Consider the following 13183-nt stretch of genomic DNA (forward strand, 5'->3'; position numbering starts at 1 on the left):
TTCGGGGGTGCGGGCTGACTGAGGCGGGAATAGTCGATCGTCGGTCCAGAACGGGCCAAATCCGGCCTGGATCCGGACCAGTTGGAGGTGGCGAAGGGCAAGCAAGATTGCGCTTCGCATAAGGGCCTTGGACAGGACTGCGTCGTGGTGGAGGCTCGGAGGCGACCTATCCGGCATCTTCGCATCGAACTGGCCCGAAAGCCGGAATCCCGCCTTCAATACAATGCCATGCGGCGACGGATGGTGCTGCCGAAGATCGCAAGAGGATCGCGACGGGAGCCGTCCGCTGAAAGTCAGCGATAGTTGGCGTGAGACGGATGCGCCGCGTGAATTATGACTTCGCCCTCATCGCGTCGGCCAGGATCAGGTCGGCGCCCTTCTCGGCGATCATGATCGTCGGGGCGTTCGTATTGCCCGATATCATGTCCGGCATGACGGAGGCGTCGACCACGCGCAGGCCTGCGATGCCGTGAACGCGAAGTCTCGCGTCCACCACCGAGGTCCTTGGGTCGACCCCCATGGTGCAGGTGCTGATCGGATGGAACGTCGTATTGGCGCGGTCGCGGCAATCGTGGACGATGTCCTCGCGGGCGGTCACGCGCGGGCCCGGCGTCACCTCTTCGACGATGGCGCTGGCAAGAGCGGGGGCCGCTGCAAGGCGGCGCAGGAAGGCGACGCCTTCCAGCATGTCCTCGACGTCCGCCTCGGTTGAAAGATAGTTCGGCGTGATCTTCGGCGGCGCGAAGGGATCCGCGCTGCGGATTTCCAGCTCGCCGCGGCTCGTGGGCCGGCAGGGGCTCGCCGACATGATGAAGCCGGGAAAATCATGGAAGTTGAGCAGCTCCGCATCGGCGCTGCTGTCGGCGCCGAAGCTCATCGGGACGAAATAGAGCTGCATGTTCGGCCGGTCGAGGCCGGGCCGCGTACGCACGAAGGCGCCGCCCTGGTTGATGCTGATCGAAAGCGGTCCCCGGCGCGTCGTCAGATAACGCAGCCCCGCCATCGCCTTGAACCAGTTGGAGCGGAAGCTGTCATTGAGCGTCTTCCGGTTCGCGCGCCAGATATACGAGACATAGAGATGGTCCATCAGGTTACGCCCGACCGCCGGCAGGTCGACCTTGATGGCGATGCCGTGCCGGCGCAGAAGCGCGGGCGAACCGATGCCCGACAGCTGGAGCAGCTGCGGCGAGTTGATCGCGCCAGCGGCCAGGATCACTTCCCGCCCCGCGCGCGCCTCGTGCAATTCGCCCTTCCTGTAGATCACGCCGACGGCACGGCCGTTCTCGATCAGGATGCGCGTCGTGTGCGCACCCGTGACGAGGTGCAGGTTCGGACGGCGCATGGCGGGACGAAGGAAGGCATTCGAACTGTTGCTGCGGATGCCCTTGCGGATGTTGAGCTGGTAGAGGCCGATCCCCTCCTGCGACGCGCCGTTGAAATCGTCGTTCCGCGGCACGCCCGCCTCGACGCCGGCCTGCACGAAGGCGCGGGTCAGCGGATGGACTTCCTCGCCGATGTCGCTGACCGCCAGAGGTCCGCCCCTGCCATGATACGCGTCCGCGCCGCGGATATTGTCTTCCGACTTCTTGAAGTAGGGCAGGACGTCGTTGAAGCCCCAGCCCGCGAGGCCCTTCGCGGTCCAGCCGTCATAATCCTCCCGCTGCCCGCGGATATAGACCATCGCGTTGATCGAGCTCGATCCGCCCAGCACCTTTCCGCGCGGCCAATAGGCCGTCTTGCCGTTGATCCCGGGATCGGCCTCGGTGGTGTATTTCCAGTTCACGGCGGCATCGAAGAAGGTCTTGCTGTAGCCGATGGGAACTTGCACCCAGGGCCTGCGGTCCGTGCCGCCGGCCTCGAGCAGCAGCACGGAGTGCTTGCCGTTTTCCGTCAGGCGGTTGGCGAGCACACAGCCGGCGGAGCCCGCGCCGACGATGATGTAGTCATATTCCTGGGGCATGGCCGGCTTTACGACTTGATGTAGACGGAGTGTTCGGTCGTGTAGAAATGGATCGAGGAACGACCGATCGAAGCCGCGCCCACGCCCGAATTCTTGATGCCGACAAAGGGCATGTTGGGATCGACGCCGGTCTGGTGATTGACGTGCAGCATGCCAGCCTGGGCCTCGGCAACAAAGCGCTGCACCACGTCGAGCCGGTTCGAGAACAGCGCCGCGGCGAGGCCGAATTCGACCCCGTTGAGGATCGCCAGCGCTTCGTCGACGGTGTCATAGGGGATCAGCGACAGCACCGGACCGAAGACTTCCTGCTGCGCCAGCGACATATCCGGACGCACATCGGCGTAGAGCGTGGGACGAAGGAAGAAGCCGCCCGTGGGGCGCGGCCCATGACCGGCGGCCAGTCGCGCGCCTTCTCCTGCGCCGCGGGCCATCATGGAGGTCACGCGATCGAAATGCGCGGCCGAGGCCATCGGTCCCATGCCGACCGCCGGATCGCGGCCATCGCCGACGACAATCGCCTCCATGCGGGCCGCGATTGCGCGCTCCAGATCGGCCGCGATCGCGCGCCTGACGATCACGCGGCTGATCGAGGTACAGCGCTGTCCGCTATTTTCCAGCGTGCCTGCGACGATCTCGTCCGCGCAGGCGTCCAGATCGTCGGCATCATGCACCACGATGCCATTCTTGCCGCCGAGTTCGAGCTGCACCTCGGCCAGATTGGCGGCCGCCGCCACATAGATCCGCCGCCCGGTCTCGACCGAACCGGTGAAGGTGACCGCGTCGGCGCGGGGGTGGGAGACCAGCGCCGCACCGACGGCAGGGCCGCCGAGCACGATCTGGAACAGGCCGCGCGGCAGATGGGCGTCGGCGATCTCGGCCATCAGGCAGGCGGAGGCCGGCGCGATCTCCGACGGCTTCAAAATGACGGCATTGCCATGCGCAAAGGCCGGCGCGAGCTTCCGCAGCGGCGTCAGCACGGGATAGTTCCAGGGCGTTGCCGCGACGACGACGCCGCGCGGGCGACGCAACGTCATGTTGCGCACCCCCGGCCGGGCCGAAGGCATGACCTCGCCGATCGCGCGGCTGGCCTCTCCGATGGTGAAGCGGGCCTCCTTCAGCGCGTAGAGAATCTCGCCGCGCGCATCCGCCAGCGTCTTGCCCATCTCGAGCGTGATGGCGAGCGCGATCTCGTCGCACCGCGCCTCTACGGCATCGAGCCATGCCTCGAGGATGGAGTGCCGCTGGATGCCCGGCACGCTTCCCCATTCCGCCTGCGCCCGGCGCGCATTGGCGAAGATCGCATCGAGCTCGGCGGCATCGGTGGCGTCATAAATGCCAACGACCTCGTCGGGCTGCGCCGGATTGACGGTGACGAAATCGCCGCCGCTGCGACGCTTCCAGCTTCCCGCGGTAAAGGTTCCGAAGTGATAGGTCATGTCAGCTCTTCTTCTGTTCGCGCGTACCAACCACGCCCATCAGCGCCTCGGGCATCCAGTGACTCTCGCGCCGTTTGGCACGGAAGAAGCAGGCGCCGAACTGCGACAGGGCTTTCTGGTCGATCGTGAAGCCGAGACCGGGGGCGGTCGGCATGTGAAATGATCCACGATCGTGCTGCCATGGCGCCTCGAGGAGCGCGTCACGCGCCTCGATGGTCCAGCCGGGTGGGCAATATGGAAACTCGAACGGCATCTCGCCGGCAAAGCCGCTCGCCGCCATGATATGCGCGTTCACGATGAAGCCGATACCATTGCCCCAGCTATGCGGGCTGAATTTCAGCCCATGCTGGCGGCACAGCTCGGCGACCTGCATGCACTGCCGGATGCCGCCCGCCCACATGGCGTCCGGCTGGAACACGGCATAGCACCGCTTCTCGACCATATATTTGAGCTCGGGGTAGCCCGCCGTATGCAGCTCTGCGCCGGCGATCGGGACGCGCGAATAGGCCGTGAGTTCGGCCATTGCTTCGTACCATTCCATGAACAGCGGCTCTTCGACCCAGGCCAGTCCGACATCCGCCGCGGCGTCGGCAAAGCGCTTGGCGCGGGGGAGATCCCAGAGCGGTGCATCGCCATGCTGTGTCAGGCGAAAGGCCTGATTGCAGTCGACCGCAATGCTCATGCGGCCTGCCATATGAGTTGCGATGTCCTGGATCTGGGCGATGTCCACCTCCTCGTCCCAGTCATGGACACGGACCTTCATGGTCCCGAATCCTTCCTCGAGCCGGGCCTCCGCCTCCTCGCGCCGCTCGGACAGGCCGCGCACCTCGCCGGAGGAAAGGTAGAGGCGGATCGTGTCGTCCGTGCCGCCGAGCAGGCGGTAGAGCGGCAGTCCGGCGATCTTGGCCTTGATGTCCCAGAACGCCGGCTCGATCCACCAGTTGCGAATGCCGCCGACGGCCATGATCTTGATGCGCTCATGCACCATGTCGATGTCGGTCGGATCCTTGCCGAGAAAGAGGCCGGCCAGGCTGTCGCCGATGCCGGCCCGCTCGCGGCCGGAGGCGGAGAAGGCGCTCCAGCCGTCCACGCCATCATCGGTGACGAGATGGATGAGATAGAAGCTGGTCTTGGTGCGCGCCCCGCCGGGGACCCAGGCAGGCTCGAAGGGAGCCGGCAGCGGCACGGTCACATGGAAGAGTTCGATCTGGTCGATGACCGGCATGGATTATCTCTCGGATGGGGCGGGGGCGGCGCGCGTCTCCAGGCGGCGCATAGCGTCCGCGAGGTCAGCTGCCGCAATGGGCGTAGGGTAGTTGCGCAGGAAGGGCGATGTCAGCGTGCTGGCCGCGATCGTCTCGATCGCCTGATCGAGGCGCTCGTCGGAAAGTCCGAAATCGGCGAGCGCGACGGGGAGGCCGATCGCGCGGTTGAAGGCGATCGATCGGCGAAGCATGTCTTCGTCGCCGTCGACGAGGAGCTGCACGAGCACGCTGTAGGCGACCTGCTCGCCATGCAGATAGGCGGAGAGCTCGGGCACGCGGGTGAGGCCGCGCACCATGGCGTGGGCGATCGATAGCCCGCCGCTCTCGAAGGTCAGGCCGCTCAGGAGGATCAGCGCTTCGATCAACTCCTCGAAATCGGCATGACGCTCGCCGCGCGCGAGCGCCTGCAGGCAGGGCGCTCCCGAGCGGATGATCGTCTCGAAGCAGATCTCGCCGAGCCGTGCCGCGACGAAAGGCGGTCGCGCCGAGAAGCTGTTGCCACCTTTGCCGGCGGCGACGGAGCGCGCCTCGAACATCTTGGTCAGCGCGTCGCCGATTCCGGCGCGAAGGAAGCGGGGCGGCGCGGCGGCGATAATGTCCGTGTCGGCCAGGACGACATCGGGATTGAAGGAAAGGTACCGCGTCCCCGTGACCGCGTGCGCCCCGTCGTAGAGGACGATGAGACGGCTGGTGGGCGCGTCGTTCGACGCGATGGTCGGAACCGAGAAGACGGCCTTGCCGGAGCGCAATCCCGCATATTTGCCGGCGTCGATGCACTTGCCGCCGCCAATGCCCGCGACCACGTCGCAGTCGCGCGCCAGACCGGCCAGGCGTTCGCCCTCGGCCTCCGTGCATTCGCCCCCGAACACCGCCCATTCGAGACGCTGCCCGGCTTGGGCGAACGCGGATTCGAGGCGCTCGCGAATGGTGCCGTAAACAAAGGGATCCACGACGGCGAGCAGACCGCCCGATCCATATCGACCGCACAGATGCGGCAATTCATCGAGGGCGCCCGGACCCTGAATGTATTCGCGCGGCGCCCCCAGGACGCGCAGCGCGGAGTTCTTGACGGTTCCGTACACAGTCTTGTTCCCTAGAGCCCGAGATAGGTCTTCTGGACGTTTTCGTCGTTGAGAAGAGCATGAGCCGTGCCCTTCATGGCGACGCGGCCATTGTCGAGCACGTAGCCGTAATCGGCGATGCGCAAGGCCTGCTTCACGTTCTGCTCGACCAGGTAGATGCTCATGCCCTGCTTGTTCAGGACGACGATCTTCTCGAGGATCTCACTGATCACCTTGGGCGCGAGACCCAGAGACAGTTCGTCGATCATCAACAGCTTGGGGCTGCTCATCAGGCCGCGCCCCAGCGTGATCATCTGTTGCTGGCCGCCGCTGAAGGTCTTGGCCTTGCGGTCGCGGTGCTCCTTCAGGACGGGAAAGAGCTCGTAGACGCGATCGAGATTGGCCCGGACCTTCGCCTTGTCGTGACGGCAGAGATAGGCGCCCATCTCGAGGTTCTCGGAGACGGTCATCTCGGAAAAGAGGCGTCGCCCCTCCGGCACCAGGGATATGCCCAGCGCGGCGATCTCATAGGCCGGGCGATTCTGGATCTCCTCGCCCTTGAAGCGGATTGAGCCCCCGCTCGCCGGATTGAGCCCGACGATCGTGCGCAGCAAGGTCGACTTCCCGGAGCCGTTCGCGCCTACGATGACCGTGATGCGGCCTTCCTCGACTTCCAGGCTCACCCCCTTCAGGACGGGGAGGCGTTCAACCCGGGCGTCTAAATTGTTGATGCTCATCAACATTGTAGTCTTCTCCGAGATACGCCTTCAGCACGGCGGGGGACGTCGAGACCTGCTCGGGCGTTCCGGTTTCGATGATCCGTCCGCTCTCCAGCACGATGACCTGGTCGCTCATGCTCATGATCACGTGCAGCACGTGCTCGACGATGATCAGCGTGATGCCGTCCCGCTGGTTCAGCCGTCCGAGAATGTCGATCAGCTCCGAGATTTCGCCGAGCGAGCAGCCGGCGAAGAGTTCGTCGAGCAGCAGCAGCTTCGGCCGCGTCGCGAGCGCCGTGGCGAGTTCCGCCTTCTTCCGTTCGAAGGCGTTGAGTTCCGAGTTCCGCCGTCCGGCGCGGGCCGCGAGGCCGAGATCCGTCAGGATGGCGTCGGCGATCGACCGCGCCTCGCTCCGGCGCGACGTCCTGCAATACGCCGCGACCATCGCGGACTCGCGGACGTCCATCTCCGTGAAGCTTTCCGAGATCTGGAACGTGCAGCAGAGCCCGCTGCGGCACCGGCTTTGCTGGCTGGCCTGGGTGATGTCCTGGCCGTCCAGCATGATACGACCCGTATCCGGCCGATGGACACCGAGGATCGTCTTGAACAGGGTGGATTTGCCGGCGCCGTTCGGACCGATCAGGCCGGAGATGCTACCGCGCGCCACGCTGAACGAGACATCCGCATTGGCTGCCAGCCCGCCGAACGTCTTGCCGAGCCCGACCACTTCGAGCATGGGCTGGGACTTCGCCATGTTGATGCTCATGACGATGCCTCCCGGCTGGCGGGGCGCAGCCGCTCCATGATTCCCTTCGGCAGGAACAGGACGCAGATGACGAGAATGGTGCCATAGGCGACGAGCGAAACGCCACCGAACGAACTGCCGAGCCAGGCACGGACCAACTCGTCGAACACGATCAGGACCGCGCCGGCCAGCGGTCCGAAGACCGTGCCCATGCCGCCGATCATCGTGACGATCAGCATCTTGATCGAGATCGAGAAGGAGAAGACCATCGTAGGTGCGACAATGCCCTGGTACATCGCGAAGAACCCGCCGCCGATCGACACCATCGCGGCGCTGATCAGCAGGATCACGATCTTCCAGAGCCCGGTATTCACGCCGATGGCGCGCGAGAAAGCTTCGTTCTCCTTGATCGCGACGCACAGCGTGCCGAGCTTGGAGTGCCGGATGAGCGCCATCAGCACGAAAGCCGCGATGCAGAGCCCGAAGAACACCCAATAGGCCGTGGTGAAGCTGATCGTGAACTGCTTCCTCAGATAGGTGCCGGCGTCGCCCTTGGTGAGCCAGGTCAGCTGCGAGGCGAGATTGAGAAGAATCTCGTTGAGCCCCAGCGTCACCATTGCGAAGAACATACCGGACAGGCGCGTGCTGATGAGGCCGGTGATCACCGCGAGGACGGCGCTCAGGAACAGGCCGATGGCGAAGCAGGCGAGGGGAGGGAGGCCGTATTTGGCGACACCGACGGCGTAGGCATAAGCGCCGATGCCGAAATAGGCGCTGTGGCCGAGGCTGAAGAGACCCGCGAGCCCGCCGGCCAGATTCCAGGCCTGCGCCAGATAGACGAACAGCATGACCTGCAGGATCAGGCCCATGAAATAGGTCGTCGATGGCGAGGGAAACAGCGGCAATGTCAGCAGCACGCCGATCAAGCCGACGATGATCGCTATGCCGACCGGTCTAGCCAGGTTGCGATGCATGGGTGTGCGTTCCTCAGATATGCCGCATGCCCGCCGTCCTGCCCGAACGCAGGATCAGGACGACGACGAAGAGGCTGAAAATCACGACCGTGACGAAGGAGGCGGCGAAGTAGAGCAGGAAGGCATTCAGGACGCCGATGGCGAGGCCCGCATAGAAGGCGCCGCGCATGTTGCCGAGCCCCGCGATCGTCGCGATGAGAAAGCTCATCAACTGGTAGGACGAGCCGGCAGAGGTCGTGACCGGGAAGAGGTGGATCAGCATGATCCCGGATATCGCGATGAGCACGAAGCTGATGCCGAAGGCGATGCCGATGATCCGTTCGGAATTGATGCCCATCAGCATCGCCGTCTCCTTCTCGAGCACGACGGCGCGGATCACCTTTCCAAGGTGCGAGCGCTGCAGGAAGAGCTGGAAGAGGACGAGCAGCACCGCGGCGAGGATGAAGACGGTGAGGCGGATGGCGCCGATGCGGATCCCCGGCGCGATCTCGATCAGCGGTTCGATGATCCCGAGCGTGCGGGGCGCCGGCGAATAGAACAGGATGATCAGACCATCGACGATCATCGCGATGCCGATGGTGGACAGGATCTGGACGTTCAGCGAGCCGCCGACCAGCAGCCGGTTGCGGATGACATAACCGGCCGCGAAGTAGATGACCGGCAGGACGAGCACGACGAAGGCAAGCGGCACGTTCCAGATCTTGAGCGCGAAGAAGGTCGTGTACATCGCCAGGATCAGCCAGCTGCCATAGCCGAAATTGGCGATCGACAGCGAGCCCAGCTGGAAGGTCAGCCCGCTCGCGAAGAGGCCGTAGATGGCGCCGGTGAACAGGCCGTTCAGCAGCAGCGTGATGATGATCTGGGGCGTCATGATCTGGGCGGGACGGTCCTGGCGCGCCGGGGTGACGGAGGCGCGGATGCGCCTCCGTCGGATCCGCGGCTCAATGCTTCTTGAAGTAGGGGATGATCGGATCGGCGACCGCCAGCTCGGCCGGATAGACGACCTTGTAGACCGGCTTGCCATCGGGGCCGGGAATCCACTGGCCGATGATCAGCGGGTTGGCCAGCGTGTTGTTGTGCTTCTCGTCGAACTTGACGCCCCAGTAGTTCGGCAACTGGCCGCGGGGGATCTCGATGGTCTCCATGGTCTGGCGGACCTTGTCGATGTCGAAGGATCCTGCCTTCTCGACCATCTCGAAGAAGGCCATGGCGGTCGCGAAGGTCTGCAGACCATGCGTGACCGGAAGCTCGCCATACTTCGCCTTGTAGCGCTCCTTGAACTCCTTGAGGCCGGGCGCGGACGCTTCCTTCATCTCCGGAACGGTGTAGGACAGCGACATCGAACCGAGCGCGGCATCGCCCATATTGGCGAATTCGGGCTGGTCATAGCCGACGCCCGCGGCGAGCAGGATCGGCGGCGTCTCCTGCAGGCCGGCGGCCTGGCGGCGATACAGCTCCGCATCGGAACCGAGCTGATAGGGGATGACGATGTCGATATTCGCTTCCTTCATCTTGGTGATGAGGGGCGTGAAATCGGCGATGTCGTTGCCATAGGTCTCATGGATGGCCGCGGGGATGCCCTTTTCCTCGAGAATGCGGGCTGCCTCGTCGCCGACATAGCTCATGATCGGATTGCCGATCAGGGCGATCTTGAGGTCCTTCGGGTCCTTGCCGAGATTGTCCTTGCCGAACTTCAGCGAATAATCGACCAGCGTCTTGGAGAAGTCTTTCCAGGACGGCATGAACATGAAGTAGTTCTGGTAGCCGCCTTCCTCGGTGAGGTCGGGGAACCAGCTCGTGCCGTCCGCCATCAGGCCGCCATTGTCGACGACATAGCGCGCAAGCGGGACCGGAACGAGGTTGTAGCCCTGGATGTAGAACTTGATGCCCTGGGCCATCAGACGCTGGGCTTCGGCGACCTGGTTGTTCGGGTTCTGCGCGTCGACGATCACCGGCTCGATCTTCTTGCCGAGCACGGTCCCCTTCATCTCGGCCGCGATCTCGAACGAGCGCTTCGTCGACGTGCCGGGATAGCCCCAGTCGCCCGTCAGATAGGTGACCATGCCGACCTTGAAGGTGTCGTCATCGGCAAGGGCAGGCGCCGCGAGGCTCGCCACCGCCGTCGCAAGAGCGACGGATCGTATCCAGTTCTTCATCTTGTCTCCTCCCAAGGTTCATCGCTCTGCCGTCGCGGGGACCAAGCGCCCAGCAACCGGCAAAATCAGGCGTCGGCGCTGATCTCGTGATTGAGTGCGGTCAGCAGTTGCTTGGATCTCTGGTACCGGTCGAAGAGCCGGTCATAGGTGATGGCGACGTCCTCGCGCGGCCGGATGGCCGGACCGAAGACGACGGCGCGGCGCACGGCGTCGGTCTCGTCCGTGAAGGCCCCGGCTCCGACGGCCGCCATGAGGGCGGCGGCATAGGAGGCGTCCCCATGCACCGGGCGTCGCACCTGGATGGCGAAGACGTCGGCGATGATCTGCGCCCAGACTTCGCTGACCGCGCCGCCGCCGACGAGGCTTGCGCTGCCGATCCCGAGGCCCGCCGCACGGAAGCGGCTGGCCGCATCGCGCAGCGCAAAGGCGACACCCTCATAGAAGGCGCGCACGAGATGGCCGCGATCATGCGACATGGTCAAGCCGAGGAAGTCGGCACGCAGCGCCGGGTCCCAATAGGGTGCCCGCTCGCCCTGCAAATAGGGGTGAAACAGGAGGCCGTCGGCGCCCGGCGCGGTCGCTCCGGCCTCGCGATCCAGCTCATCGAAGGACGCCGCCGCCGTGCCGCGGCCGCCAATGACGTTCCGAAGCCATTTGTGCGCGGAGGCACAGGAATTGATGGCGGCGAGCACATAGCCGCTCTGCGGCACGACGAAGCTCTTATAGGCGATGTCGGTCTGCAGATAGGGCCGGTCGACCATGACGCTCACGACGCCGGCGGTCGCCAGCTTGATCACCGCGCTGCCGACATCGACGGCGCCGGCCGCCCAGACTTCGGCGGCGGTGTCGCAGGTGCCGACATAGACGTCCGTGCCGCCGCGCAGACCAAAGCGCCGGGCGGCATTCTCCGTGACCACGCCCGCCCGGTCGGTCGGGTTGCGGATTTCGGGCAGCGTCGCGCGGTCCCAGCCGATCGCGTCGCAGAGCTCGTCGGACCAGGTGAAATCGCCACCGTCGAGCATCAGCGTGCCCTGCGCATCAATCCGGTCGGTCAGGCAGTCGCCCGTCAGCTGGTGGCGCAGATAGTCCTTCACGAACAGGACCTTCGCCGTCCGCCGCACCGCGTCCGGATCGTTCTTGACCAGCCAGTGCAGCGGCGCGATCGACCAGGTCGGCGCCGCCTTGTTATAGGCGATCGCGATGAGCCGGTCTTGCATGCGCTCATTGAGGGCGGCGGCCTCCGCCCCGGCGCGCTGGTCGCTCCAGAGAATCGGCCGGCGGACAACTTCGCCGTGGGCGTCGAGCAGGACGCAGGTATGCGTCCCGCCGGTGAAGGAAATGCCGTTGAGCCCGCCGAGATCGATCCGCTCGCCCACGGCCTTCAAGGCGGCCGACAGGGCGTGCAGCCAGCCCGACGGTTCCTGCTCGGCCCAGCCGGGCCTCGGGCGCACGGTCTCGACCGGCGCGGAGGCCTCCGCCAGCACAGCGCCGTCACGCCTGATGACCGTCGCCTTGAGACTGCCGGCGCCGAGATCGATTCCGAGAAACATGCCTAGCGTGCCCCGCTGAGGGGCAGGAAGCGGGCAGCGTGGCACAGCCCCGCTCTCCCGCGGCGCGACAGCGGCGCGCGCGGCAACCATAGGCAATCCATTGCGGTGTCCTTCCGCGCGGACTGTGTCGAAATCGCAGAAAATCGACTAGTCCAACGTTTTACTAACTCTCCAATAGGGCGCCGGCGAAATCGAGTCAAGCGCATCTCACGACTGGATCGCCGCCGTGCTCTCGCGCTCGATGACGCGCCCTTCGGCGAAGGTCATGGTGATGGCAGCGCGGCGCTTCTCGAGAATGTCGATCATGCCTTTCGCTGCCGCCGCGCCCATGTCGACGAGCGGATAGGCGATAGTGGTCAGCGTCGGGGAGATGGCGCGCGCCAGCAGGCCATCGTGGAATGCCATGACCGATACGTCGCCCGGAACGGCGACGCCGCGCCTGCGAAGGGTGCTGATCGCGCCCGCCGCAGCCATCAGCGTGACGACGAACACCGCGGTGAACGTCCCCTGACGGCGATCGAGAAGACGCTCCATCGCGGCCGCGCCCTGCTCGAAGGAATAGCCGGCCGGCTCGACGAGGTCCGCGTCAAAGGCGATCCCGGCCTTGTCCAGCGCATCACGATAACCCTGGAAGCGTTCGCCGGCGTTGAAGCGGCCGATCTCGCCGCTGAGATGCGCGATCCGGCGATGGCCGATATCGATCAGATGGCGCGTGGCAAGCTCCCCCCCCGCGCGCTCATCCACCACGACGAAATTGCCGAAGCCCTCCGAGCGCCGGTTCACCATCACCACCGGCACGCCGAGCGCCGCGAGTTCGGGAAGCTCGGCCGCCTCGTTCTGCAAGGTCAGCACAAGCAGCCCCTCGACCCGGTGCTTCTCGACCAGCTGGCGATAGAGCTCGCGCTGCGGACGCCCCGGCTCCGCATGCACGACGAGCAGGGAATAGCCGGCGGCGAGGCAGGCGCTCTGGGCGCCCTCGACGATCTGGGCGTGGATCTGGTTCTGGAGCGAGGGCACGACAGCCCCGAGTGCATAGCTTCGCGATGCCTTGAGGCTTCGGCCGGCCGGATCGGGACGATAACCGAGTTCCTCGGCCGTCCGTTTGATGAGCGCGAGGTTCTCGGCCCGGATCGAGAGGGTCGGGTCGTTGCGCAATGCACGAGAGATGGTCGACTTGTCGAAGCCGGTCCGCTCCGCAAGAACCCCCAGCGTCACCTTCGGCCCGACCAAGTCGATTCTCCCTCAACAATCGATTTACTCGAGGGTATAGCACCTCCGAAATGAGTTTCGAGGCCGTCCCGGGGGAATTTGCGGCAG

At 65.2% G+C, this 13183-nt stretch carries 11 protein-coding genes; all 11 read right to left on the reverse strand.

What is annotated here, in order from left to right:
• Window positions 1-331: 331 nt before the first annotated feature.
• Entirely contained in the window at window positions 332-1960 is a 1629-nt protein-coding gene (locus tag GGR25_RS17910) for a GMC family oxidoreductase (RefSeq protein ID WP_183400176.1), read from the reverse strand.
• An 8-nt stretch (window positions 1961-1968) separates the two neighbouring features.
• A complete protein-coding gene (locus GGR25_RS17915) occupies window positions 1969-3396 on the reverse strand; it encodes an aldehyde dehydrogenase family protein (RefSeq protein ID WP_183400177.1) in 1428 nt (475 codons plus the stop codon).
• 1 nt (window position 3397) lies between these two features.
• On the reverse strand, window positions 3398-4621 hold the full coding sequence (locus GGR25_RS17920; RefSeq protein WP_183400178.1) for a mandelate racemase/muconate lactonizing enzyme family protein: 1224 nt from the start codon (window positions 4619-4621) through the stop codon (window positions 3398-3400).
• 3 nt (window positions 4622-4624) lie between these two features.
• Window positions 4625-5743, reverse strand: a complete 1119-nt coding sequence (locus GGR25_RS17925; protein WP_183400179.1) for an iron-containing alcohol dehydrogenase — start codon at window positions 5741-5743, stop codon at window positions 4625-4627.
• A gap of 11 nt (window positions 5744-5754) precedes the next feature.
• A complete protein-coding gene (locus GGR25_RS17930; RefSeq protein ID WP_183400180.1) occupies window positions 5755-6465 on the reverse strand; it encodes an ABC transporter ATP-binding protein in 711 nt (236 codons plus the stop codon).
• Entirely contained in the window at window positions 6428-7207 is a 780-nt protein-coding gene (locus GGR25_RS17935) for an ABC transporter ATP-binding protein (RefSeq protein WP_183400181.1), read from the reverse strand. The genes GGR25_RS17930 and GGR25_RS17935 overlap by 38 nt, the downstream gene beginning before the upstream one ends.
• Window positions 7204-8160, reverse strand: a complete 957-nt coding sequence (locus GGR25_RS17940) for a branched-chain amino acid ABC transporter permease (RefSeq protein ID WP_183400182.1) — start codon at window positions 8158-8160, stop codon at window positions 7204-7206. Before GGR25_RS17940 ends, GGR25_RS17935 begins: the two co-directional genes overlap by 4 nt.
• A 13-nt stretch (window positions 8161-8173) precedes the next feature.
• Window positions 8174-9031 carry a branched-chain amino acid ABC transporter permease gene (locus GGR25_RS17945; protein ID WP_183400183.1) on the reverse strand — a complete coding sequence of 286 codons (858 nt, stop codon included), beginning with the start codon at window positions 9029-9031 and terminating at the stop codon, window positions 8174-8176.
• A gap of 70 nt (window positions 9032-9101) precedes the next feature.
• Entirely contained in the window at window positions 9102-10316 is a 1215-nt protein-coding gene (locus GGR25_RS17950; RefSeq protein ID WP_183400184.1) for an ABC transporter substrate-binding protein, read from the reverse strand.
• 65 nt (window positions 10317-10381) lie between these two features.
• Complete coding sequence (locus GGR25_RS17955; RefSeq protein ID WP_183400185.1) at window positions 10382-11866, reverse strand: xylulokinase; 1485 nt, start codon at window positions 11864-11866, stop codon at window positions 10382-10384.
• Between the two features lie 207 nt (window positions 11867-12073).
• On the reverse strand, window positions 12074-13096 hold the full coding sequence (locus GGR25_RS17960; RefSeq protein ID WP_183400186.1) for a LacI family DNA-binding transcriptional regulator: 1023 nt from the start codon (window positions 13094-13096) through the stop codon (window positions 12074-12076).
• Between the last annotated feature and the right edge of the window lie 87 nt (window positions 13097-13183).

The organism is Kaistia hirudinis (assembly GCF_014196455.1).
Taxonomy (GTDB): domain Bacteria; phylum Pseudomonadota; class Alphaproteobacteria; order Rhizobiales; family Kaistiaceae; genus Kaistia; species Kaistia hirudinis.